Consider the following 22,190-nt stretch of genomic DNA (forward strand, 5'->3'; position numbering starts at 1 on the left):
AAACTATAGAGCCTGGCCGGGCCCGCGACGCAGGGCCAGGGTGGCCACCCCGGAGGATTTCAGAATCGCGGCCAACTCCGGCCCGGCCGGCCGCCGCACCCGGGCCCCGCACGCGGGGCAGGTGAACAGGTAGCGATTGGCCTCGGCCCCGTCGCCGGTCTCGACGAAACGCAGGTCGGAGACGGCAACGTACTGAGGTCCGCAATCCGGACACCGCACCCGGAAGTCGGCGACGGCGGGGGCCTCGGACGGCGGGGCCGGTGCCGGGCGCGCCGGCCCGGAGCTGTCGGCGTTACGGACCGCGACGGATTCGACACCGATCGCAGCCAGCGCGTCGGAGAGGTCTGCCAGGCCGCCGGTCAGGGCCCGGAGACGGACGCGGCCGTCGGGTTCGGGGGCGGGGGCGGGGGCGGCAGCAGGCTCGACGGCGGCAGGCTCGGCGGCTTCGGCGGGCGCGCTCGCGGCAGCAGGCTCGGCGAGCGGGCTGGCAGCCGACACCTCGCGCAATGCGGCGGGCGCGCCGACAGCGCCGGGCTCCTCACCGCCATCCGCCTGCTCGGCCCCCGCGTCGAACCAGTCCGACTCCCCCGCCGCCGCCTCGGCCGGCCGCGGCAGGTGCCCGAAGGCCTCGGCGACCGGTCGGGGCGCGCGCGGCGCCGATCCGGGGTCCGACGCCGGTGCCGATTCTGCTTCCGATTCTGCTTCCGGTTCTGATTCCGGTTCTGATTCCGGTGCCGAGCGGCCGCCGAACCAGTCGCTCGTGTCGCGCGTGTCGGGCGGGTCGCCCGCTTCGCTCACGCCGGGACCTCGGTGTCGCCGTACAGGGCCAGCGCCTCGGCGGCGCTCTTGCGGACCTGGTCGGCCAGGGCCGGGGGGTCCACTATGCGGCCGTCGGCTCCGAGGCGGAGGACCAGGCGCAGGATGCGGCCCTGGTCGGGGGCTCGCAGGGCGATGCGGAGGCCGCCTTCGGGGAGTTCCTCCACGCCTTCGTTCGGGTAGTTCTCGGCGACCCAGCGGGCGTGGCGGGTGACCTCCAGGGTGACCAGGGGGTCGTCCGCGGCCGGGCGGAGGACGCCGTCGTCGAGGTCCTGCGGTTCGGCGGACTCCGGGATCTCGGCGGCGATGTCCAGGACGTCGATGGCCACTATGCGCGACAGGCGGAAGACGCGGACCGCCTCGCTGCGGCGGCACCAGCCCTCCAGGTAGGCGTGGCCGTCGGAGAGGATCACGCGCATCGGGTCCACGTCGCGCTCGGTGACCTGGTCGCGGGACGGGACGAAGTACTCCAGGCGCAGGCGGCGGCCGGTGTCCAGGGCCTGGCGGATGCGGTCCAGGACGGTGGCGCGCGCCTCGAAGGCGACGGTCACGCGCTGGGAGGCCTCCGCGCCGCGCTCGCCGGCCGCCTCCTCCAGCTTGGCGATGGCGCGCAGCAGGGCGTCGCGGTCGGCGACTCCGGGCAGCTGCGCCAGCGCGCGCAGGGCGACCAGCAGGGCCACCGCCTCGCGGACCGAGAAGCGCAGCGGGCGCACGATGGCCTCGGCGTTCTCCAGGTGGATGGTGCCGCCCTCGCCGATGTGGGCCTCCATCAGGTCGTCCGGCAGACCGCCGGGCAACCCGCACATCCACAGCGTCTCCAGGTCCTTGCGCAGCTGCTTCTCGGAGACGTTGAACTCGCCGGCCACCTCGGTCAGCTTCGCGCCCTCGTGCTCCAGCAGGTAGGGCACCAGGTTCAACAGCCGGCGGACCTGCGCCGCGGCGCCGCTCATCGGGCTGCTCCCGTCATCTCGCCGGTGTCGGAGCGTTCGGTGCGTTCGGTGCGTTCGGTGCCTTCGGTGCGCTCGGACCGTTCGGCGCCGGCCTGGGCGCCGACCCGGACGCCCGGGTGTGTCATCTCGTCGCTCGCCGCCAGCGCGTTGCCGGTCACGGCCGCGCGCAGCCGGTTGATCACCGCGGCGCGCAGCTCCGGGGGTTCCAGGACCTGCACGTCGGGGCCGAACTCGGCGAGCCAGCCGGCCATGCCGGTGTTGCGCGGCACGGTCAGCACGTCCCAGCCGGTCGGCTCGCCGTCGAGCAGCTCCGGCTCGCACTCGGTGGCCCGGCGGCGCAGCAGGAAGCCGGTGTCGGCCTTCAGCCGCAGCCGGGCGGTGCCGACGTTGCGGTTCTGCTTCCAGGCGAAGTCGGCGACCTTGGCGTGCACGTCCATGTCGTCGGGCACCGGCTCGGTCAGGTGCCCGGCCAGCAGCACCACCTCGCCGACGATCCGGTCCAGCCGGAACATCCGGTCGGCGCCGCGGGCCCGGTCGTACCCGGCCAGGTACCAGTGCCCGCGCCAGGAGTCGATGGCCCACGGCTCGACCTTGCGCTCGGCCGGGTCCACCTCGCCGGACTTGCGGTAGCCGAAGGACACCGGGCGCCGGTCGCAGATGGCCTGCAGCAACGGCTCGAAGGCACTGGTCTCGGTCCGCACCCGGGGCTCGATGCCGGACTGGCTGATGTCCCCGACCTCGATGCCCGCGCTCTTGAGCTTGAGCAGCGCCGAGGAGGCGTCGGAGGCCAGCACCGCCTGCTGCCAGAAGCGCGCGGCGACGCCGAGCACGGCCGCCTCGTCGCGCTCCAGACGGATCTCGGGCAGGTTGTAGGAGTCCTTGGGGATCCGGTAGCCGATCTCGTCCTCGAACAGCGCGCTGTTGGTACCGGTCTCCAGGGGGATGCCCATCTCGCGGAGCTCGTCCTTGTCCCGCTCGAACATACGCTCGAAAGCATCGTCCGTCGGGCACTCCCGATACGGCTCCAACGTGGCGCGCAAGCGCTCCTTGGTCACGTACTGCTTGGACGCGAGCAGGCAGATGACCAGGTTCACCAACCGCTCGGTCTTCGTGGCGGGCATCGAGGTTCTCCTACAACTACTCGGGTACGCGTGAACGGTAGCGCTAAACGGAGGGGTGGCGCAGCGTCGTACACATTGGCGAACACGAACGGGTGAAGACTGGTGGGCTAACGGGTGCCACTGTGCCGGTAGCGTGGGGCGGGTGATCCAGTGGCGGCGCGGTGTGGTTGCAGCTGTAGGCCGCGCATGGCGCGGTTCTCTGGAGATAGATGTAACGGCCGCAGATGGACGAATGTTCCGTGCCCTCGCTTATCCGGAGCTGGTCGGACGTCCGGAGGTCGGCGACGAGGTGCTGGTCTCCGTCGCGGCTCTCGAGTTGGGACTCGGGACCGGAGGCTATGCGCTGGTCGTGGCGATCCCGTCCCGGCTCCCTGAGGACGCTCCTCTAGAGGGACACATGGTGAAGGCGCGCTATACGCCGCTGCAGACCGTTGTAGATGGAGCCGAGGAACGCTACCCGGAGCTGGCGAACGCATCGTCCTTGGACGGGATGCCGGTGGTGGTGGCCGATCTGCATTCCGCATTGCCGGCGGTCCTTGCCGGCATCCGCGCGGAGCGTCCCGATGCGCGCGTCGCCTATGTGATGACCGACGGAGGCGCACTCCCGCTGTGGTTCTCGCGGGCGGTTGACGGGCTGCGGGGCGCCGGGTGGCTGACGGCGGGCACGGTCACCGTCGGACAGGCGTTCGGCGGGGATCTGGAGTGCGTGACCGTACACAGTGGGCTCCTTGCGGCGCGCCACGTACTGAAGGCGGACATCGCCGTCGTCACGCAAGGCCCCGGCAACCTCGGCACCGGGACCGAGTGGGGGTTCTCGGGGGTGGCGTGCGGAGAAGCCATTAATGCGGTGGCGGTACTCGGAGGACTGCCGGTCGCGGCGCTAAGGGTTTCGTCCGGAGACGCCCGCGAGCGCCACCACGGACTGAGCCACCACAGCCTCACCGCCTATGGAAAGGTCGCCTTGGCGCGCGCCGAAGTAGCGCTGCCGGACGTGGACGATGTCTTCTGGCACGGAGTGGCTTCACAGACTGCGGAGTTAGCGGCGCGGCACACAGTCGTCTCCGTATCCGTCGACGGACTGGATTCCGCTTTGCGTTCCTCCCCGGTGAAGCTGAGCACCATGGGCCGCGGTCTGGATCAGGATTACGCGGCATTCCTCGCCTCGGCCTGCGCGGGTCGACTGGCGTCTGTCGGCGGCAGTCAGCACTATGGGATGCTTCACACTTGAGACCGAGATCCGGGAGGGACGTTGGTCGTGGAAGAGGGCGTCGAAGAAGTCAACGCCGCCGCGGAGCACGGAGAGCACGAGCACATCGTGACCCCGACCGAGCGCAAGCTCCGGGCGGTGCCCGTCCTGATCCTGAGCTGCGTCGTGTTCGGCCTGGCGGCCGCGGCGTTCGCCTGGACGACGCTGCGCGTCCACGACCGGCAGATGTCGGCGGAGGCGAACGAGAAGGCGGTCGCGTTCCTGCTGGGCACGCCGGGCCTGCAGACCTCGGAGCAGCCGGCGGCCGGCGGCGGCTCGGTGACCGCGTTCTACTCCGCCAAGCTGCACCGGTTCGCGATCACCGGCCACGACCTGCCCTCGCTCGGTCACGGCAAGACCTACGAGTTCTGGTACCGCACCGGCGCCGGCCAGCCGGCGAAGGAGGCCGGGACCTCGCGCTTCGACGGGCCGCAGAACGACATGGTCGTGGTCTGGCTCCCGACCGCGGCGGCCTCGCTGGCGGTCTCGGTCGAGCCCTCCGGCGGCGTGTCCACGCTGTCGGGGGCGCCGATCGCCGAGCTGACGCTGGGATAGCCGCCCCGGGCCCGGTCGCCCGGGCCCGCCGCGCGCTATTCGGTGATCAGCAGGTCGCCGGCCAGGATCGCGAACAACGTCCCGGTCACCGCGTCGACGACCCGGCGGGCCCGCGCGTAGGCGGCCGCGATCCGCTTGGCGGAGAACAAGCACGCCACGAGCACGTACCACGCGACGCCGACCGCGGGGATCGCCACGCCGATCGCGGTCCGGTACTCCCAGTCCACGTGCGGCGGGAGCAGCGCGGCGAAGACGCTGGAGAAGAAGACGGCGGCCTTCGGGTTGCCGATGTTGCACAGGAAGCCTGCGCGGAAGGCCGAGAGGGCACTGCGCGGGCGGACTCCCACGACGCCGGCGGCCGGTCCGTGCAGCTTGCGGCGCGCCGCCGAGCGCAGGAGCTGGAAGGCCAGCCACAGCAGATAGGCCGCACCGGCCACCCGCACCGCCTCGAACACCGGCTGGAACCTGACCAGCAGCACGGTCAGGCCGACCAGGCTGGTCGTGGCCCAGACCGCCATCGCGGAGGCGACGCCCAGGCCCACGAAGACCGCGTCGCGGCGCGAGCGCGCGACCGAGGCGTGGGAGACGGCGAGGAAGTCGGGGCCCGGGATCAGCAGGGCCAGGGTCCAGACGGTCAGCAAGGCGGCGAAGGACGCGACAGGCATACCGCCGATGCTGCCACGGGATCGCGGTCGCGCGGCAGGTCGATGGGGGTGTATCGGGCCACCGGTCGCGGATTGGCCCGCAAAACGCCGATGGCCGTCCCGGATCCCGGGACGGCCATCGAAGGCGGAGCGCCTGGCCGGGTCAGCTGACGCCGAGCAGGTCGACGACGAAGATCAGCGTCTCGCCCGGCTTGATCAGCGGGCTCGGGCTGCGGTCGCCGTAGGCCAGGTGCGGCGGGATGACCAGCTTGCGCCGGCCGCCGACCTTCATGCCGGCCACGCCGCGGTCCCAGCCGGCGATGACCCGGCCGCCGCCCAGCGGGAAGCTGAAGGGCTGGCCGCGGTTCCAGGAGGCGTCGAACTCCTCGCCGGTGGAGTAGGACACGCCGGCGTAGTGCACCGTGACCTGCTGGCCGGCCTTGGCTTCCTCGCCGGTGCCGACGGTGATGTCCTCGATCACCAGGTCCGCGGGGACCTCGAAGTCGGGGAAGTCGATCTCAGGCTTGTCAAGACTCATGGGCTAGCTGTTCCCAATCCTGTCGGTGATGGACTCCTCGTTACGCTATCAGGGCGTCTTCGGCGCCACCCGACGGTGGCGCCGAAGGAGTCCTAGCGGGCGTCGAGGATGTCCACGACGAACACCATGGTGTCGGTGCCCTGGATCCCGGCGTCGGGCTGGCCCTGCGCGCCGTACCCCTTGTCCGGCGGCACGACCAGCAGCACCCGCGAGCCGACGGTCTGCCCGACCAGGCCCTCGTCCCAGCCCGGCACCACGTCGCCGACGCCGATCTGGGTGGCGAACAGCGACTTGCCCTTGCTGAACGAGGAGTCGAAGATCTGCCCGGTGCGCCAGATGAGGCCCTCGTACTGGACCACCAGGGTCTGGCCCTTCTTCACCGGCGCGCCCTTGCCGACGATCACCGGCTTGTAGACGGCCGTCGTCGGCGGCTGCTTGCCGGCCGGGATGGTCACCTTCGGGTCGTCCTTGCCCACGGTGGTGGCCACGCTCGGCAGGGTCGGGTCGTTCGGCACCCCGGTGCCGGCCGGGATGTCGGCCTGCACCGAGGGGTACACGCCGATGATGTCGATGTCGAAGATGATGGTGTCGGTCCCGGTGATGGTGATCTTGCCATCGGTGGTCCCCTTGGCCCCGAAGCCCAGCGCCGGCGGCACCACCAGCTCCACCCGGCTGCCGGCGGCCTGGCCCTTCAGGCCCTGCTCCCAGCCCGGCAGCATCTGGTTCTGGCCCTCGACCTGCAGCGCCGGGTGCTGACCCTGGTCGTAGCTGCTGCCCAGGTCCGAGCCGTCGCGCCAGAGCTTGGCGCCGAACTGCAGGACCAGCACGCTGCCGTCGGTGACCTTGGGCCCGTCGCCCTGGATCTTCACCTTGACGCCGAGCTTGCCGTCGGGCTGCCCGGCCGGAACCGTGATGTTCGGCCGCACCCCGACCGCGTCGGCGACCGGCGCGCCGGTGGACGCGGTGGAGCCGGCCGGCGTTTTGGGCGCGGCGGGCTTGCTCGACGACGAGCACCCGGCGAGCAGCACCAGGCCGGCGGCGAGGCCGGCGAGGGTGGTCTGGGTCCGGCGGGTGGCCACGGGACGGCGCACTGGAAAACCTCGAATCGGCGCGGGGGGATACGACGATCACACGTCGTGGGACCGCACCACAGTAGCGTGGCCCGCGTCCGGCGGGGGCCGGGCGCGGGCCATGAGAAGACGAATACCGAGGTTGTCGCTACATGGACGAGATGAGCTTCTCCACCCGCTCGTCCACCGACCGGAACGGGTCCTTGCACAGCACGGTGCGCTGGGCCTGGTCGTTCAGCTTCAGGTGCACCCAGTCGACGGTGAAGTCCCGCCGCTGCTCCTGCGCCCGCTTGATGAACTCCCCGCGCAGGCGCGCCCGGGTGGTCTGCGGCGGGACCGACTTGGCCTGGAAGATCTCCAGATCGGTGGCCGTCCGCTCCACCATGCCGCGCTTCTCCAGCAGGTAGTACAGCCCGCGGTTGCGGGAGATGTCGTGGTAGGCCAGGTCCAGCTGCGCCACCCGCGGGGCGGACATCGCCAGGTTGTTCTTCGCGCGGTAGCGCTCGATCAGCTGGTACTTGATCACCCAGTCGATCTCCCGGGAGATCAGGTCCAGGTCGCCGGTGGACACCGCGGTCAGGGTGCGCTCCCACAGGTCCAGGATCTTGTCCACGGCGCCGGTGCGCAGACCGCGCTTCTCGGCGAAGTCCCTGGCCTTGGTGAAGTACTCCTCCTGTATCTCCAGCGCGCTCATCTCGCGGCCGTTGGCCAGACGGACCTTCTTCTGGCCGGTCATGTCGTGGCTGACCTCGCGGATGGCCCGGATCGGGTTCTCCAGGGTCATGTCGCGCAGCGTGGTGCCGGCCTCGATCATGCGCAGGACCAGGTCCGTGGCTCCCACCTTCAGGAGCATCGTGGTCTCGGACATGTTGGAGTCGCCGACGATCACGTGCAGGCGCCGGTACTTCTCGGCGTCGGCGTGCGGCTCGTCACGGGTGTTGATGATCGGGCGGGAGCGGGTGGTGGCGCTTGAGACGCCCTCCCAGATGTGCTCGGCCCGCTGCGAGACGCAGTAGACGGCGCCGCGCGGGGTGGCCAGCACCTTGCCGGCGCCGCAGATCAGCTGGCGGGTGACCAGGAACGGGATCAGCACGTCGGCCAGGCGGGAGAACTCCCCGTGCCGGCCCACCAGGTAGTTCTCGTGGCAGCCGTAGGAGTTGCCGGCCGAGTCGGTGTTGTTCTTGAACAGGTAGACGTCGCCGGCGATGCCCTCCTCGTGCAGGCGCCGCTCGGCGTCGGCCAGCAGACCCTCCAGGATCCGCTCGCCGGCCTTGTCGTGGACGATCAGCTCGCGCACGGAGTCGCACTCGGGAGTGGCGTACTCCGGGTGCGAGCCGACGTCCAGGTACAGCCGCGCGCCGTTGCGCAGGAAGACGTTGCTGGAGCGCCCCCAGGACACGACGCGGCGGAAGAGGTAGCGGGCGACCTCGTCCGGGGACAGACGACGCTGGCCGCGGAACGTGCAGGTGACGCCGTATTCGTTTTCGAGTCCGAAGATCCGCCGGTCCATGATGACCACCTTATGCCGCGTAAGACTTTAATCCGCGCCAGACCTTTGCGTCGTTGTCCGGCCACCGCATGTCAGGACTCCTCAGGAGTCCCGTCCTCGTCCAGGAGGTCGTCCACGGCGCCGAGCACGTCCTTGTCGGACAGCTCCGGCTCGGCCGGGGCGTCCCCGTCCTCGCCGCCCTTGCCGCCCTTGCCGCCCTTGCCCCCGTCGGCGTCGCCGTCGACACCGAGCAGGGCCGCCAGGGCCGGGCCGGTGATCCGCCGGAACTTGCGCACCCGGGTGCGGGTGCGGTCCAGGACCGCGACCTCCAGCTGGTTGGGGGCCAGGGTGCGCGGCTCGGTGCCGTCCCGGCCCAGGGCCTCGACCGCGGCGTTGAGCACCGTCTCCAGCGCGGCGTTCTCCTCGTAGGAGGACTCCAGCACCTGGGTCACGGCGTCCGCGGCACCGCCGAGCACCTGGAAGCCGCGGATGTCGGTGACCTGGCCGTCGAAGGTGACCCGGTAGCCCTGGTCGTCGGCGGCCTTGTCGCCCACCTCGGCCACGGCCAGCTCCACCTCGTAGGGCTTGCCCGCGCCCTCGCTGAACATCGTGCCCAGGGCCTGGGCGTAGGTGTTGGCCAGGGCCCGGCCGGTGACGTCGCGGCGGTCGTAGACGTACCCGCGCATGTCGGCGTGCCGGACGCCGGCGATGCGCAGCTGCTCGTACTCGTTGTACCGGCCGGCCGCGGCGAAGGCGATGCGGTCGTAGATCTCGGAGATCTTGTGCAGGGCCCGCGACGGGTTCTCCCCGACGAACAGGATGCCCTTGTCATAGAAGATGACTGCCACCGACCGGCCACGCGAGATGCCCTTGCGGGCATACTCGGCCCGGTCCTTCATGATCTGTTCGGGCGAGACGTAGAACGGCGTCGTCACGACGGGTCACTCCTGACTGGGACCGGTGCCTGCAAGACTGTTGATTCGATCGCTACGGAGTGCAAGTTACCGCAGCGGGGAGCGGGGTCCGTCGGGAACCGCGCGGCGGGCGTCCATGATGCCCTCGACGAGCGCGGAGAGTTCGGAGTCCGGCAGCCGCCGGTAGCCGTCCTCGGTGACCACCGCGACGACCGGGTAGATCTTGCGGAACAGGTCGGGGCCGCCGGTGGCCGAGTCGTCGTCGGCGGCGTCGTAGAGCGCCTGCACGGCCGCGATCGCGGCCTCCTCGGCGGTGAAGTCCGGGCGGAACAGCTTCTTGAGCGCACCGCGGGCGAACATCGAGCCCGAGCCGACCGAGTAGTGGTCGTGCTCCTCGTACATGCCGCCGGTGACGTCGTAGCTGAAGATCCGGCCCTGGCCGGTCTCCTCGTCATAGCCGGCGAACAGCGGGACCACGGCCAGGCCCTGCATCGCCATCGCGAGGTTGCCGCGGATCATGGTGGCCAGGCGGTTGGCCTTGCCGTCGGTGGAGAGCGTGACGCCCTCGATCTTCTCGTAGTGCTCCAGCTCCAGCTGGAACAGCCGGACCACCTCCACGGCCAGGCCCGCGCTGCCGGCGATGCCGACCGCGGAGAACTCGTCGGCCGGGAACACCTTCTCGATGTCCCGTTGGGCGATGAAGTTGCCCATGGTGGCCCGGCGGTCGCCGGCCAGGAGCACGCCGCCGGGGAAGGTGATGGAGACGATGGTGGTGCCGTGCGGCGCGATGTCGCCGCCGGAAAGGGAGGACCCGGCCGGCAGGGAGCGCCCGGCCGGCAGGTACTCGGGGGCGAAGCCCTTCAAGAACTCGCTGAAAGAGGAGATGCCCGGCGTGAGGAACGCCTGCGGCAGACCGCCCCGTGTGCCCCAGTCCGCGTTGGATTCCACTTCAGCAATCCCCTTCTATCAAGATTCGTACGAAACAGAGCTTGAGGTGCTGCGACCCTAGTTGATCGCGAACCTCACTGGCCACCCTTCTGGACGAAGCCCCGGACGAAGTCCTCGGAGTTGGCCTCGAGCACCTCGTCGATCTCGTCCAGCATGGAGTCCACGTCCTCGGAGAGCTTCTCCTGACGCTCCTGCAGGTCGCTGCTCGCCTCGGGGGCGGTTTCCTCGACCTCTTGCTTGTCACGGTTGGCGTGCTGCTGGCCGCCGCGTTCGTCCGCTGCCATCTCAGCCCTCTCCCACTCCTCGGCAAGGTTGCCGATCTTCCTCACTCTAGCTTCAACTTCCCCCGAACGGGGGTATTCCACTCGTGCCCGGGGGACCGAATAAATGACGTTCGTGGAATTCGTCGGACCAGCGCCGAAGCGGCGCTGGTCCGATATGTGGAACGAGTCGTCTCAGCCTTCGGTCAAAGCCCGCACCAGATCCTCCGCGGTGCGGCTTCTATCGATCAACGCTTGGACGTGCTGCTTGGTTCCGCGCGTCGGTTCCAGTGTCGGCACCCTTTGCAGGGATTCGCGACCGGGGACGTCGAAGATCACCGAGTCCCAGGACGCGGCGGCCACGGAGTCGGCGTACTTGTCCAGGCAGCGGCCCCGGAAGTAGGCCCTGGTGTCCTCCGGCGGGTGGTCCACCGCCTGCCGGATCTGCTCCTCGGTGGTGATCCGCTCGAACCGCCCGCGGGCCGCCAGGCGCTGGTACAGGCCCTTCTCCGGCCGCACGTCGGAGTACTGCAGGTCGACCAGCTCCAGGCGCGAGGAGTCCCAGTCCAGCCCGTCGCGCTTGCGGTAGCCCTGCAGGATCTCGTACTTGGCGACCCAGTCCAGCTCCCTGGACAGCGACATCGGATCGGACTCCAGGCGGGTGAGCACCGACTCCCAGCGCTCCAGCACGTCCTTGGTGACGTCGTCGACGTCCGAGCCGAACCGGTCCTCCACGAACTTGCGGGCCTGCTCGCAGTACTCCATCTGCAGCTGCACGGCGGTCAGCTTGCGGCCGCTGCGCAGCGTGACCAGCTGGCGCAGGCTCGGGTCGTGGCTGACCTGGTGCAGCGTGCGCACGGGCGCGTCCACCGACAGGTCGGTGGACATGAAGCGCTCCTCGATCATCGCCAGGACCAGCGCCGTGGTGCCCATCTTGAGGTAGATGGAGATCTCGGCCAGGTTGGCGTCGCCGATGATGACGTGCAGCCGGCGGTAGCGCTCGGGGTCGGCGTGCGGCTCGTCCCGGGTGTTGATGATCGGGCGCTTGAGCGTGGTCTCCAGGCCCACCTCGACCTCGAAGAAGTCGGCCCGCTGCGAGATCTGGAACCCGTGCGCCCGGCCGTCCTGCCCGATCCCGACCCGGCCGGCGCCGGTGACCACCTGCCGGGAGACGAAGAACGGGGTGAGGTTGCGGACGATGTCGGCGAACGGCGTGGTGCGCTGCATGAGGTAGTTCTCATGCGAGCCGTAGGAGGCGCCCTTGTTGTCGGTGTTGTTCTTGTACAGGTTGATCGGCGCGGTCCCGGGGATCTCGGCGGCCCGGCGCGAGGCCTCGGCCATGATCCACTCCCCGGCCTTGTCCCAGATCACCGCGTCGCGCGGGTTGGTGACCTCCGGCGAGGAGTACTCCGGGTGCGCGTGGTCGACGTACAGGCGGGCCCCGTTGGTGAGGATCACGTTGGCCAGGCCCGCGTCCTCGTCGGTGAGCTGGCTGGCATCGGCGATGTCCCGGGCCAGGTCGAAGCCCCGGGCGTCCCGCAGGGGGTTCTCCTCTTCGAAGTCCCAGCGCGCACGGCGGGCCCGGTGCATGGCCGCGGCGTAGGAGTTGACGATCTGGGACGAGATCAGCATCGCGTTGGCGCCGGGGTTTCCTGGTACGGAGATGCCGTACTCGGTCTCGGTGCCCATGATTCGCCACACGCTCATACCGGCCACCTTATTCCGCGGGGGTGACGTGTGGCAGTGCCTTGTGCACGGTTTTTACTGGGATGACGGGTTGCCACTCGGTGTGTGTACCCGGGCGGTGATCAATGAACCGTGGGCGGACGAGGGGTTACGTCACGCTCAGAGGTGGCCCAGCACGGCCCTGACGACCTGGTCCACCCGCCGCCAGTCCGGCCCGGACAGCATGCCGCGCGGTGCTGTGAGCCCGGAGGCCGGAAGCCACTCGATGAGCTCGGCCAGCACCGTGCCGGTCAGCGGGGTGGCGATCGGGACGTCGCCGGCGAACTCCTCCAGGGGCACGGGCTCGCCGGGGAGCACCGGGCACACGATCACGCGGCCGGGTCCGGCCTCGTTGTAGAGGTCTGAGGACAGGATCAGAGCCAGAGTCGGCCGGTCGCCGCGCTCCCAGACCTCACCCTGCCGCACGCTGCTCCTCGATGCCGTTCTTGTGCTGCGCCAACCACTCAGGCGTGACGCCCAGCCGACGCTCCCGCTCGGCCGAGCGACTGAACCGCTGCCGCCAAGCCGCCTCCGCGAGGACCTTGTCCGTCCAGTTGGACAGGTTCATCCCGGCGGCCTCGGCCGCGGCCCGGGAAGCCTCTATGGTCTCCGCCTTCACGCTGACGTCAAGCTTCGGCATGGTACGGAGAATACCATGAGAAATGGTACGAGACGCGGATCCGCAACGCCTCGCCGCGCCGCCGAGGCAATAACGCGCCGCCACAAAGCACGCGCCGCCCGCGCGCCGTCTTGAAGACGGCGCGCGGGCGGCGGACAGGCCTTGCCGGCTGCTACAGGTACTGGCCGGTGCTGGCGATCGTGTCGATCGACCGGCCGGTGTCGCCACCGCGCTTGCCGGTGACCAGGGTGCGGATGAAGACGATGCGCTCGCCCTTCTTGCCGGAGATGCGGGCCCAGTCGTCGGGGTTGGTCGTGTTCGGCAGGTCCTCGTTCTCCTTGAACTCGTCGACGCAGGCGCCGAGCAGGTGGGAGACGCGCAGGCCCTTCTGCTTGTGGTCCAGGAAGTCCTTGATCGCGGTCTTCTTCGCGCGGTCGACGATGTTCTGGATCATCGCGCCGGAGTTGAAGTCGCGGAAGTACATGACTTCCTTGTCGCCGTTGGCGTAGGTGACCTCCAGGAACCGGTTCTCGTCGATCTCGCTGTACATCCGCTCGACCGTGGCCTGGATCATCGCCGACACCGTGGCCTGCCGGTCGCCGCTGTGCTCGGCCAGGTCCTCGGCGTGCAGGGGCAGTTGGGGGGTGACGTACTTGCTGAAGATGTCCTTGGCCGCCTCGGCGTCCGGACGCTCGATCTTGATCTTCACGTCCAGCCGGCCCGGGCGCAGGATCGCCGGGTCGATCATGTCCTCGCGGTTGGAGGCGCCGATGACGATGACGTTCTCCAGGCCCTCGACGCCGTCGATCTCCGAGAGCAGCTGCGGGACGATCGTGTTCTCCACGTCGGAGCTGATACCGCTGCCGCGGGTGCGGAACAGCGAGTCCATCTCGTCGAAGAACACGATGACCGGGGCGCCCTCGCTGGCCTTCTCGCGCGCCCGCTGGAAGACCAGGCGGATGTGCCGCTCGGTCTCGCCGACGTACTTGTTGAGCAGCTCAGGGCCCTTGATGTTGAGGAAGTAGCTCTTCACGTTGTCCGAGCCGGTCACCTCGGCGACCTTCTTGGCCAGCGAGTTGGCCACCGCCTTGGCGATCAGGGTCTTGCCGCAGCCGGGAGGCCCGTACAGCAGCACGCCCTTGGGCGGGCGCAGCTGGTGCTCCTTGAACAGGTCAGGGTGCAGATACGGGAGCTCGACGGCGTCCCGGATCAGCTCGATCTGCCCGTCCAGGCCGCCGATCTCCAGGTAGGAGATGTCCGGGACCTCCTCCAGCACGAGGTCTTCGACCTCGGACTTGGGGATGACCTCGTAGACGTAGCCGCTGCGCGGCTCCATCAGGAGCGCGTCGCCCGGACGCAGCTTGACGCCGGACTCCAGCAGCGGCTGGCCCAGGCGGACCACGTGCTCCTCGTCGGTCCGGCCGGTGACCAGGGCGCGGGTGCCGTCCTCCAGGATCTCCTTGAGGCTGACGATCTCGCCCACGCTCTCGAAGCCGAACGCGGCGACGACATTGAGCGCCTCGTTCAGCATCACCTCCTGGCCGGGGCGCAGCGAGCCGGGTTCGATGGAGGGGCTCACCGACACCCGCATCTTGCGGCCGCCGGTGAAGATGTCGGCGTTGCCCTCGCCGGCGTCCTCCAGGAACACCCCGAAACCGCTCGGCGGCTGCGCGAGGCGGTCGATCTCCTCCTTCAACGCCACGATCTGGTCGCGCGCTTCTCGCAGCGTCGCCACCAGCCGTTCGTTCTGGCTCGTGAGCCCGGCCACAGTGGCCTGCAACTCGTTGATCCGCTCCTCCACGGCCCGGCCGCCCCGTGGGGCGTCCGCGGCGTCGCGGAGCCGGCGCCGCAGGACGGCGATCTCCTGCTCCAGGTACGTGACCTGGGCAGCGAGGTCATCCGACCCGCGCGCCGAGCGGCCGGCGCCCTCGCGGATGTCGTCGTCGTGTGCTGGCACGGTCCTCACCTCCCGCCGGAAGCTGCGATGCTCAAGAACTTCCTTGCTGCTGTCCTGCCTAGCGGAAGCGTTCTTGAAACCGCTGAATGTTGTGCAGTTGCGACCGAGACCGGGAGCGGCATCCCCCGCGGATCCGGAACTCGGGTGCTCCTCGTTCGAACAACAAGGCCTGTCGTCATGACGATTCCCCCTCACTCGGCTGGTTATGTGGCGCCGGCCCGGAGTTGTGATCCCGATCCTTGCCCACTGCTGGTGCTTTGTCGAGGACAATCGATCAACGTGCGAGGGGGCCGGAAGGTTCGCCGAACCGGCTTGATAGCGTCTCGAATATGACCGTCACCACTGACACGGATGCACTCGAGGTATGGATCGATCACGATCTGTGCACCGGCGACGGCATCTGCGCGCAGTATGCGCCGGACGTGTTCGAACTCGACATCGACGGTGTCGCCTACGTGAAGGACGGACCGGACGCCGATTTGCGCACCGGCGCCGAGGCCCGCGTGCCGGTCCCGGCCGATCTGGTGCTGGCCGTCATCGACTCGGCCAAGGAGTGTCCCGGGGACTGCATCCACGTCCGGCGGGCGGCTGACGGGGTGGTCGTGGCCGGTCCGGACGCCGACGGGGCGTGACAAGAGCGGGCCGGACGGCGGGAGACGGGTTCCGCCCCAGCTCGGCACCTGTCTCCATCGCCGTCTTCCCCGTGGCCCGCTAACCCAGACGTCTCACCGGCCGTCCAGGTTGCCGCCTCAGGAAAAATTCCGCTCGATCGGGTGACCGCCCAGGTCATAACGCCGCGCCAGGACCGGCAGCAGCCGCACCGGACCGCCGACCGGGTGCAGCCGCTCGGGGGCATCCGTGTGGATCGGCACCACGGTCCGCGGCGCGACCCGGTGCACCAGGGTGTGCAGGTCGTCGGCCGTGGCGTGGCCGAAGGAGCCGATCCGGCGCAGCGGGATGCCCAGGACGTCCAGCCACTCCGTGAACAGCGCCCAGCGGGACTCGAACGGCCCCAGCGGCTCCCCGTTGGCGTGCAGCCAGACGGTCCGCTCCCCCACCGGCAGGTCCGCCAGGTCCGGGATGCCGCGCAGGTCGCGCAGGTCGGGCTGGTAGACGAAGGCGCCGGGATCGGCCTTGAGCTCCTCCAGACCCACCTCGGAGTACGCCACCACGCCCTGGACGTCCAGCGCGCGCAGGAACGCCGCGACCGGGTCGCCCCACAGGATCCGCCGCCCGGCGGCGCCGGCCACCTCGATGAACTCCGCGACCCGCTCCAGGTCGCGCGGGTACATCGCGAGCAGCACCAGGTCCCCGCGCGCCTCCTCCAGCACCGCGGCGAAGTCCCGGACCACGTCGTCCTCGGTGCGCACCGGGCCTGGGAACGCCGGCAGACCGAGGGCCGTACCCTCTGTGACGAACATCTCACAGCCCGCCGCGCGCTCGGCCAGCTGCCAGGCCCGCTCCGGCGCGCGGCCGTGGAAGCGGATGTCGCCGGTGAAGGCCAGTACGCCGTCGGAGGTGGTGACCAGGTATCCGCTGGCCCCGGGCACGTCGTGGTCGACGGTGACGCGCTCGACGGTCAGCGGCCCGAAGGCCACCGGCGTCTGGTCGGCCAGCGGCCGCCAGTCCGGGTCGCCGCCGGGCAGGCCGTCGCCGGCGGCGGTCAGCGCGCGCATCACGGCGACGGTCTCCGGGGCCGCGTGAACCTCAATTCCGGACCTGAGGGTTCCGACCAGACCGCAGTGGTCGATGTGGGCGTGGCTGACGAACACCGCCGTCGCCGGGCCGTCCTCGCCGAGCGGATCCCCCGGTTCGACCATCGCCGGGTCGTAGACCCCGGGCAGCCGCGGCGCCGCGCCGACCCGCAGCCGGTCGGCGAGGTAGCGGTGCGGCCGGGGCACGACCGGGGGACGGAACAGGTCGGTGCCGCGGGGGATGTCGAGCCCGAAATCGAGCAGGACGCGGTGGTCCCCCTCGGTGATCAGGATCTTGCTGGAGCCGATGACGCCGACCCCGCCCCAGAACTCGACGGTTGCTGCCATGGAGATATGTGTTCTCTTCCTATGAATTGTGCGCGCGAACCCAGGAGACGATCCCGGGCAGGAGGTCCTCGACCGTCGCGGCGCTCAGCGTCGCGGGGCCGTCGGCGCGGCCGAACCGGTCGATGTAGCCGGCGCTCGCGCCGACCGACATCGCGGGCTCGATCTCGTTGAAGTAGTGGTCGCCGAGCGAGAAGAGCTCGACGGCCGGCCGGTGGGCCAGCTCCGCGGCGATCCAGCGCCGCAGTCCCTCGGGTTTGTTCGCTCCGGAGACGACCTCCTCGAACAGGCCGGTGACCCCGAGCTTGGCCAGCAGCGGCGCGAGCCCTCCGGCCGGGCTGTTGGTGGCCAGCACGATCCGTGCCTGGCCGCGCAGCTTCTCGAACGCCTCGACCAGCGCCGGGACCGCCGTGACCCGGCAGTCGGCGGTCAGCATGTACTGCCGGCTGGCCAGGAACGCCTCCTCGGTGGCCGCGGTGCCCACGCCGGACAGCGCCGCCAGGCCCGCCGCCGCGCCCCAGGCGTCCACCGAGCTGCGCAGCACGGCGGCCGCGGCCTCGTCGGCGACCCGGTCCGCGGCGGCCACCCCGTGCTCGAGGTAGGCCTCGAACAGGTCCAGGAACCGCCCGCGCCACTCGTTCGGCAGGCTGCCGGCCGCGTGCTCGGCGTAGAAGCGCACCGGGCCGTCGTCGCGGTAGACGGTGCCGTCGAAGTCCACGACCAGGACCGGCCGGCGGTCCGGCGTCCCCGTCCCCATCCCCGGCTCAGCCACGGACGCCTCCGGCCGCCGACAGCGCGCCGCGGATGAACTGCCGCTGCAACAGCAGGAAGAACACCATGACCGGCAGCGTGGTGAAGGTGACCGCGGCGGCCAGGCCCGGGAAGTCGGTGCCCTCGGCGTTGGCGAAGGTCGACAGCCCGACCTCGACCGGCTGCACCGTGTTCGAGGAGTCCATGCTGGAGTTCGTCATGATCACCGGCCACAGGAACGAGTTCCAGGAGCCCAGGAAGACGTTGATGGCCACGATGACCAGCGCCGGGCGTACCATCGGCACGCCGATCGAGCGCAGGAAGCGCAGCCGCGAGGCGCCGTCCAGCGCCGCTGCGTCCAGGATCTCGGCCGGCATGGTCAGGAAGAACTGCCGGACCAGGAAGATCCCGAAGACGCTGGCGCCCCACGGGATGATCTGGATCCAGTAGGTGTTCAGCAGGTGCAGGTCGTTGGCCAGCACGTAGTCCGGAATGATCAGCACCGTGCCGGGCATCATCAGCACGGACAGGACCACCAGGGTCAGCACCTTGCGGCCCGGGAAGCGCAGCACCCCGAAGGCGAAGCCGGCCAGCAGCGAGGTGACCAGGCACAGGACCACGGTGCAGGAGGCGATCAGGATCGTGTTCCCGAACAGGCGGACCCACGGCGCCGAGTGCCAGGCCCGGGACCAGTTCGACCAGTCCCAGTGCGGCACCAGCACCGGCGGGAAGCTGCTGAACTCGCCGGGGTGCCCCAGCGAGATGACCACCGTCCAGTAGAACGGGAAGACGAAGGCCACGCCGACGGCGACGGCGAGCGCGCGCCGGGCGTAACGCCCGGCGCGGCTCGACCCCGCCATGCCGCGGGATGCCGTGTTCTTGCTCACCCCTGCGCCTTCGCGGCGGTGCACGCGGTCTGCGCGGTGTTCAGCGCGTCAGAGGGCTGCTTGCCGTTCTCCAGCACCTCCTGGATCGCGGTGGCCTCATAGCCCTGGCACTTGAAGATCCAGTCGAAGCCGGGCAGCGTGAAGGCGGTGTCGAGCTCGGAGACCGCGGCGGTCACGTACGGGTTCTTGGCCACGAAGTCCTGCATCACCGGGTCGCTCAGGGCCTGGCTGGTCACCGGCAGGTAGCCGGAGGTGGCGGACCACCCGGCCTGCTCGGCGGGGCTGTCGATGAACTTCAGGAAGGCCCAGGCGGCGGCCTTCTGGTCGGCGGTGGCGCCGGTGAACATCACGATGTTGGTGCCGGTCAGCTCGTTGACCGCGCCGGCCGGGCCGGAGGGCAGCGCCGTGATGCCGAGCTTGAACTTGCCGCCGACGGTCTTGTTCTCGAAGCCGTAGCCGGCCGCCGAGGAGATGTCGAACGCGCCCTTCTGGGCGCCCAGCGCGGTCTCGCCGGGGTAGTTCTTGCCGGTCGCCAGGGCGTTGGCGTTCTTCAGGTCCTGCATGTACTGCAGGGCCTTGACGGCGCCGGGGTCGCTCAGGTGCGGGGTGCCGTCGGCGTCGTAGAGCTTGGCGCCGTCGGCCTCGGAGAGGATCTCGAACCACTGGGTGCCGTAGGCGGCGCCGGTGGCCGAGCCGGGGTCGATGGTGGAGCCGGTGACGCCGTCCTTGGAGACCGCCTTCATGACGGTGGCGTAGTCGTCCCAGGTCTTGGGCTCGCTCTGGCCGTCCTTGGCCAGCATGTCGGAGTTCTCGAACAGGACCAGCACGCTCTTGTTGAACGGCCACATCCAGGTCTTGCCGTCCGGCAGCTTCATGTCGGTCTGGATGCCCTTGTAGAACGTGGACATCTCGGCCGGGGTGTCGGTGCCGGCCAGGTCGCTGATCGGGACCAGCTTGCCGGCGGAATTGAAGTAGGAGGCCCAGCTCTCGTAGGCCTGGCCCAGGGTCGGGGCGTTCCCGGCCTGCACCTCGGCCTTCTCCTTGGTGTACATCGTCCCGTAGTCCGGGTCGCCCTGGAGCTTGACGGTGATGTTCGGGTACTTCGCCTGGAAGTCCGAGACCAGCTTCTCCATCGCCGGCTTCAGGGTGCCGATGGTCATCGCCTCCTCGAAGGTGATGGTCACCGGGCCGGTGGGCACCGCGAGCTCGGTGCCGGAGCCGGAGCTCTTGGCGGAGGTGCCGCCGCTGGACTTCGGCGTGGAGGTCCCGCCGCCGGCACAGGCGGTGGCGGTCAAGGCGAGGACGGCCAGGCCCGCGGCCGCGGTTATGCGCTTACGCATGGGTGTTCTGTCTCCCGATTTCGAGGGGTGGGTGGCAGTGCGGATTCAGATTCAGAACCAGAACCAGATTCAGATTCAGATTCAGATTCAGACGAGAGCGTGTTCAGACGAGAGCGTGCGACTCGCCGCCGGCCGCGGTGCGGCGCCGGACGAGGGTGAAGAAGACGGTGACGGCGAACAGGACCACGGCCAGCGCCGCGCCGTAGCCGGTGTCGCTGAAGACGAAGGCCTCCTGGTAGACCAGGTAGCTCAGGGTCGTGGTGGCGTAGGCCGGGCCGCCGTTGGCCAGCTGGTAGAACTGCGTGAAGGCCTGCAGCGAGGTGATCGCGGTGATGGCGATGACGAACACGGTGACCGGCTTGAGCTGGTGCCAGGTGACGTGCCAGAACTCCTGCCAGGCCGAGCAGCCGTCCACGCGCGCGGCCTCGGACAGCTCGTTGGACAGCGTGGCCAGCCCGCCGAGGAACACCACGGTGGTGAAGCCGACCTCGTGCCACAGGCTGTAGACGACCACCGCGGGCATCGCCGAGGAGGAGGACTGAAGCCACTGCGAGGTCGGCAGGTGCAGGCTGTGCAGGACCCAGTCGGCCAGGCCGAACTTGTAGTTGAAGATCCAGGTCCAGATCATCGAGGTGGCGATGACCGGCGTGGCGTGCGGCAGGAAGAGCGCCACCCGGGTGCCGTTCAGCAGCGCGCCGCCGCGCTGCAGCAGCAGGGCCAGGCCCAGCGAGATCGCGGTCCCGCCGATCACCATCGCGCCGGTGAAGTACAGCGAGTGCCCCAGGCTGGTCAGGAACGTGGGCTGGGTGGCGTCGAACATCCGCGAGTAGTTGCCCAGCCCCTTGAACTTGGACAGCGCCGGGTTCAGCGCGTTCCACTTCCACAGCGAGACGTAGAACGTGTACCCGGTCGGGACGATCACGAAGGCCAGGAACACCAGCACGGCAGGAGCCGAGTACGCCCAGCCCCAGCGCGTGGCGCGGAAGTCGCGGGCGCGCTGTCGGCGGGCCGGGCCGGGCGGTGCGGCGAGGGCCTTGCCGGCCTCGGTCGTTGCGGTCACGGCACGAAACTGTCGCGGGTCCGGGTTGCGTTCCCGCGACGTTTCGATGAACAGATGACTACAAGGCTTCTTATATTCGCGATCTTGTGGTGTCCTGGAATGTTGGCCAGTCCCTAACCAGGAAGACCGGCCGACCTTCCGCGCCCGCGCGGGATCAGGACGGCTAGGGCAGCACGCGGCGCGCCACGGAGGAGGTCACCGTGCCGTCCTCGTTGAACTCGGGGTCGGCGGCGCTCCCGGCCGCCGGCGTCGCGCCCTCGGCGAGGTAGTCGGCGGCGTAGGCGCCCTTGGACGGCCGGCGGCGGCGCACAGGCGGGGTGACGCCGTCGGCCAGCCGGCGCGCGGTCACCAGGAAGCCGGTGTGGCCGATCATCCGGTGGTCCGGCCGCACCGCCAGGCCCTCCACGTGCCAGCCGCGCACCATCGACTCCCACGGCTGCGGCTCGGTGAACGCGCCGTGCGTGCGCAGGGTCTCCACGGTCCGCGAGAGCTGGGTGGTGGTCGCGACGTAGCAGACGAGCACTCCGCCGGGCACCAGCGACTTGGCGACCGCGTCCACGCAGTCCCACGGCGCCAGCATGTCCAGCACGACGCGGTCGACCTCCTCGTCGGCCAGCTTCTCGGCCAGGTCGCCGATCGTCAGCTCCCACGCCGGGTGCTCGGCGCCGAAGAAGGAGCGCACGTTCTTCGCCGCGATCTCGGCGAACTCCTCGCGGCGCTCGAAGGAGTGCACGCTGCCGGAGTCCCCGACGGCCCGCAGCAGCGAGCAGGTCAGCGCGCCGGAGCCGACGCCGGCCTCGACCACCCGGGCCCCGGGGAAGATGTCGGCCATCTGCACGATCTGCCCGGCGTCCTTGGGGTAGACCACGGCCGCGCCGCGCGGCATCGACAGCACGAAGTCGGACAGCAGCGGGCGCAGCGCCAGGTACTCGTTGCCGCCGGAGGTCTTCACGACCACGCCCTCGGGCGAGCCGATGAGCTCGTCGTGATCGAAGGAGCCCTTGTGCGTGTGGTACTGCTTGCCCGCCTGCAGGGTGATGGTGCTCATCCGCCCCTTGGCGTCGGTGAGCTGAACCTGGTCGCCGGGCTTGAAGGGGCCGCGGCGGTGGTCGGCGCCGGTGGGCTCGGAGAGCTCAGAGGGCTCAGCGGGCTCAGAGGGCTCGGCGGAGGGCGTCGAGGGCGTGCTGTCCATCCCTTCAGCCTACCGGCGCTGCTGGTACCCCCAGACCGCCCCGGTTCAGTGCCGGGCCGGTGCCAGACCG

The 22,190-nt window shown here is 70.0% G+C and carries 23 protein-coding genes; 3 read left to right on the plus strand and 20 right to left on the minus strand.

The genetic code is table 11. From position 1 onward, the window contains the following. Window positions 1–3: 3 nt before the first annotated feature. Genes ABIA35_RS27915 through ABIA35_RS27925 form a run of 3 tightly spaced genes read right to left on the minus strand, consistent with a single transcriptional unit; the run spans window position 4 to window position 2,887 of the window. Window positions 4–798, minus strand: a complete 795-nt coding sequence (locus ABIA35_RS27915; RefSeq protein ID WP_370359864.1) for a zinc ribbon domain-containing protein — start codon at window positions 796–798, stop codon at window positions 4–6. Then, the gene (locus ABIA35_RS27920; protein ID WP_370341691.1) at window positions 795–1,766 is read right to left on the minus strand and encodes a helix-turn-helix transcriptional regulator; all 972 of its coding nucleotides are present in this window, start codon (window positions 1,764–1,766) and stop codon (window positions 795–797) included. The genes ABIA35_RS27915 and ABIA35_RS27920 overlap by 4 nt, the downstream gene beginning before the upstream one ends. Then, a complete protein-coding gene (locus tag ABIA35_RS27925; protein WP_370359866.1) occupies window positions 1,763–2,887 on the minus strand; it encodes a helix-turn-helix transcriptional regulator in 1,125 nt (374 codons plus the stop codon). Before ABIA35_RS27925 ends, ABIA35_RS27920 begins: the two co-directional genes overlap by 4 nt. Window positions 2,888–3,029: 142 nt before the next feature. On the opposite strand from ABIA35_RS27925, the gene ABIA35_RS27930 reads away from it, so the two are divergent. Next, the gene (locus ABIA35_RS27930) at window positions 3,030–4,115 is read left to right on the plus strand and encodes a DUF3866 family protein (RefSeq protein WP_370359868.1); all 1,086 of its coding nucleotides are present in this window, start codon (window positions 3,030–3,032) and stop codon (window positions 4,113–4,115) included. 27 nt (window positions 4,116–4,142) lie between these two features. Then, complete coding sequence (locus tag ABIA35_RS27935; RefSeq protein WP_370359869.1) at window positions 4,143–4,688, plus strand: anti-sigma factor; 546 nt, start codon at window positions 4,143–4,145, stop codon at window positions 4,686–4,688. Between the two features lie 35 nt (window positions 4,689–4,723). On the opposite strand, the gene ABIA35_RS27940 is transcribed toward ABIA35_RS27935, so the two are convergent. From ABIA35_RS27940 to arc, 11 genes are all read right to left on the minus strand, one after another. Continuing rightward, on the minus strand, window positions 4,724–5,353 hold the full coding sequence (locus tag ABIA35_RS27940) for a LysE family translocator (protein ID WP_370341696.1): 630 nt from the start codon (window positions 5,351–5,353) through the stop codon (window positions 4,724–4,726). 142 nt (window positions 5,354–5,495) lie between these two features. Beyond that, window positions 5,496–5,870 (minus strand): FKBP-type peptidyl-prolyl cis-trans isomerase, encoded by a 375-nt coding sequence (locus ABIA35_RS27945; protein ID WP_370341697.1) that lies wholly within the window; start codon window positions 5,868–5,870, stop codon window positions 5,496–5,498. Between the two features lie 92 nt (window positions 5,871–5,962). Beyond that, entirely contained in the window at window positions 5,963–6,961 is a 999-nt protein-coding gene (locus ABIA35_RS27950) for an FKBP-type peptidyl-prolyl cis-trans isomerase (protein ID WP_370341699.1), read from the minus strand. A 127-nt stretch (window positions 6,962–7,088) separates the two neighbouring features. Beyond that, window positions 7,089–8,450 (minus strand): Pup--protein ligase, encoded by a 1,362-nt coding sequence (gene pafA / locus ABIA35_RS27955; protein WP_370341700.1) that lies wholly within the window; start codon window positions 8,448–8,450, stop codon window positions 7,089–7,091. A 71-nt stretch (window positions 8,451–8,521) separates the two neighbouring features. Continuing rightward, window positions 8,522–9,364: a proteasome subunit alpha gene (gene prcA / locus ABIA35_RS27960; RefSeq protein WP_370341702.1), complete on the minus strand. Its 843-nt coding sequence runs from the start codon at window positions 9,362–9,364 to the stop codon at window positions 8,522–8,524. Between the two features lie 66 nt (window positions 9,365–9,430). Beyond that, window positions 9,431–10,291 (minus strand): proteasome subunit beta, encoded by an 861-nt coding sequence (gene prcB, locus ABIA35_RS27965; RefSeq protein WP_370341704.1) that lies wholly within the window; start codon window positions 10,289–10,291, stop codon window positions 9,431–9,433. Between the two features lie 74 nt (window positions 10,292–10,365). Then, the gene (locus ABIA35_RS27970) at window positions 10,366–10,575 is read right to left on the minus strand and encodes a ubiquitin-like protein Pup (RefSeq protein ID WP_370341705.1); all 210 of its coding nucleotides are present in this window, start codon (window positions 10,573–10,575) and stop codon (window positions 10,366–10,368) included. A gap of 171 nt (window positions 10,576–10,746) precedes the next feature. After that, on the minus strand, window positions 10,747–12,258 hold the full coding sequence (gene dop, locus ABIA35_RS27975) for a depupylase/deamidase Dop (RefSeq protein WP_370341706.1): 1,512 nt from the start codon (window positions 12,256–12,258) through the stop codon (window positions 10,747–10,749). A 138-nt stretch (window positions 12,259–12,396) separates the two neighbouring features. Further along, the gene (locus ABIA35_RS27980; RefSeq protein ID WP_370359870.1) at window positions 12,397–12,702 is read right to left on the minus strand and encodes a type II toxin-antitoxin system PemK/MazF family toxin; all 306 of its coding nucleotides are present in this window, start codon (window positions 12,700–12,702) and stop codon (window positions 12,397–12,399) included. Then, the gene (locus ABIA35_RS27985; RefSeq protein ID WP_370341708.1) at window positions 12,689–12,916 is read right to left on the minus strand and encodes a hypothetical protein; all 228 of its coding nucleotides are present in this window, start codon (window positions 12,914–12,916) and stop codon (window positions 12,689–12,691) included. Before ABIA35_RS27985 ends, ABIA35_RS27980 begins: the two co-directional genes overlap by 14 nt. A 151-nt stretch (window positions 12,917–13,067) precedes the next feature. After that, entirely contained in the window at window positions 13,068–14,852 is a 1,785-nt protein-coding gene (gene arc / locus ABIA35_RS27990; protein ID WP_370359871.1) for a proteasome ATPase, read from the minus strand. Between the two features lie 329 nt (window positions 14,853–15,181). On the opposite strand from arc, the gene ABIA35_RS27995 reads away from it, so the two are divergent. Continuing rightward, on the plus strand, window positions 15,182–15,484 hold the full coding sequence (locus ABIA35_RS27995; protein ID WP_370341712.1) for a ferredoxin: 303 nt from the start codon (window positions 15,182–15,184) through the stop codon (window positions 15,482–15,484). Window positions 15,485–15,601: 117 nt separating this feature from the next. On the opposite strand, the gene ABIA35_RS28000 is transcribed toward ABIA35_RS27995, so the two are convergent. The 6 genes from ABIA35_RS28000 to ABIA35_RS28025 all read right to left on the minus strand — a co-directional run bounded on the left by ABIA35_RS28000 (window position 15,602) and on the right by ABIA35_RS28025 (window position 22,120). Then, window positions 15,602–16,894, minus strand: coding sequence for an MBL fold metallo-hydrolase (locus tag ABIA35_RS28000; protein ID WP_370359872.1), 1,293 nt, complete (start codon window positions 16,892–16,894; stop codon window positions 15,602–15,604). A 19-nt stretch (window positions 16,895–16,913) separates the two neighbouring features. Beyond that, on the minus strand, window positions 16,914–17,663 hold the full coding sequence (locus ABIA35_RS28005) for an HAD family hydrolase (protein ID WP_370341715.1): 750 nt from the start codon (window positions 17,661–17,663) through the stop codon (window positions 16,914–16,916). Further along, window positions 17,656–18,528, minus strand: coding sequence for a carbohydrate ABC transporter permease (locus ABIA35_RS28010; RefSeq protein WP_370341716.1), 873 nt, complete (start codon window positions 18,526–18,528; stop codon window positions 17,656–17,658). The genes ABIA35_RS28005 and ABIA35_RS28010 overlap by 8 nt, the downstream gene beginning before the upstream one ends. Continuing rightward, on the minus strand, window positions 18,525–19,868 hold the full coding sequence (locus tag ABIA35_RS28015; protein ID WP_370341717.1) for an extracellular solute-binding protein: 1,344 nt from the start codon (window positions 19,866–19,868) through the stop codon (window positions 18,525–18,527). Before ABIA35_RS28015 ends, ABIA35_RS28010 begins: the two co-directional genes overlap by 4 nt. 103 nt (window positions 19,869–19,971) lie before the next feature. Next, on the minus strand, window positions 19,972–20,928 hold the full coding sequence (locus tag ABIA35_RS28020) for a carbohydrate ABC transporter permease (RefSeq protein ID WP_370341719.1): 957 nt from the start codon (window positions 20,926–20,928) through the stop codon (window positions 19,972–19,974). A 163-nt stretch (window positions 20,929–21,091) separates the two neighbouring features. After that, entirely contained in the window at window positions 21,092–22,120 is a 1,029-nt protein-coding gene (locus ABIA35_RS28025; RefSeq protein WP_370359873.1) for a tRNA (adenine-N1)-methyltransferase, read from the minus strand. Window positions 22,121–22,190: the final 70 nt, after the last annotated feature.

Origin of the sequence: Catenulispora sp. MAP12-49 (genome assembly GCF_041262705.1) — a bacterium.
Classification (GTDB): Bacteria; Actinomycetota; Actinomycetes; order Streptomycetales; family Catenulisporaceae; genus Catenulispora.

Excerpts from the sequence above, each read along its gene's own strand:
- ABIA35_RS27920 (WP_370341691.1), bottom strand. The coding sequence starts at position 1,766 with ATGAGCGGCGCCGCGGCGCAGGTCCGCCGGCTGTTGAACCTGGTGCCC.
- ABIA35_RS27925 (WP_370359866.1), bottom strand. The coding sequence starts at position 2,887 with ATGCCCGCCACGAAGACCGAGCGGTTGGTGAACCTGGTCATCTGCCTG.
- ABIA35_RS27940 (WP_370341696.1), bottom strand. The coding sequence starts at position 5,353 with ATGCCTGTCGCGTCCTTCGCCGCCTTGCTGACCGTCTGGACCCTGGCC.
- ABIA35_RS27945 (WP_370341697.1), bottom strand. The coding sequence starts at position 5,870 with ATGAGTCTTGACAAGCCTGAGATCGACTTCCCCGACTTCGAGGTCCCC.
- pafA (WP_370341700.1), bottom strand. The coding sequence starts at position 8,450 with ATGGACCGGCGGATCTTCGGACTCGAAAACGAATACGGCGTCACCTGC.
- ABIA35_RS27970 (WP_370341705.1), bottom strand. The coding sequence starts at position 10,575 with ATGGCAGCGGACGAACGCGGCGGCCAGCAGCACGCCAACCGTGACAAG.
- dop (WP_370341706.1), bottom strand. The coding sequence starts at position 12,258 with ATGAGCGTGTGGCGAATCATGGGCACCGAGACCGAGTACGGCATCTCC.
- ABIA35_RS27985 (WP_370341708.1), bottom strand. The coding sequence starts at position 12,916 with ATGCCGAAGCTTGACGTCAGCGTGAAGGCGGAGACCATAGAGGCTTCC.
- ABIA35_RS27995 (WP_370341712.1), top strand. The coding sequence starts at position 15,182 with ATGACCGTCACCACTGACACGGATGCACTCGAGGTATGGATCGATCAC.
- ABIA35_RS28000 (WP_370359872.1), bottom strand. The coding sequence starts at position 16,894 with ATGGCAGCAACCGTCGAGTTCTGGGGCGGGGTCGGCGTCATCGGCTCC.
- ABIA35_RS28015 (WP_370341717.1), bottom strand. The coding sequence starts at position 19,868 with ATGCGTAAGCGCATAACCGCGGCCGCGGGCCTGGCCGTCCTCGCCTTG.
- ABIA35_RS28025 (WP_370359873.1), bottom strand. The coding sequence starts at position 22,120 with ATGGACAGCACGCCCTCGACGCCCTCCGCCGAGCCCTCTGAGCCCGCT.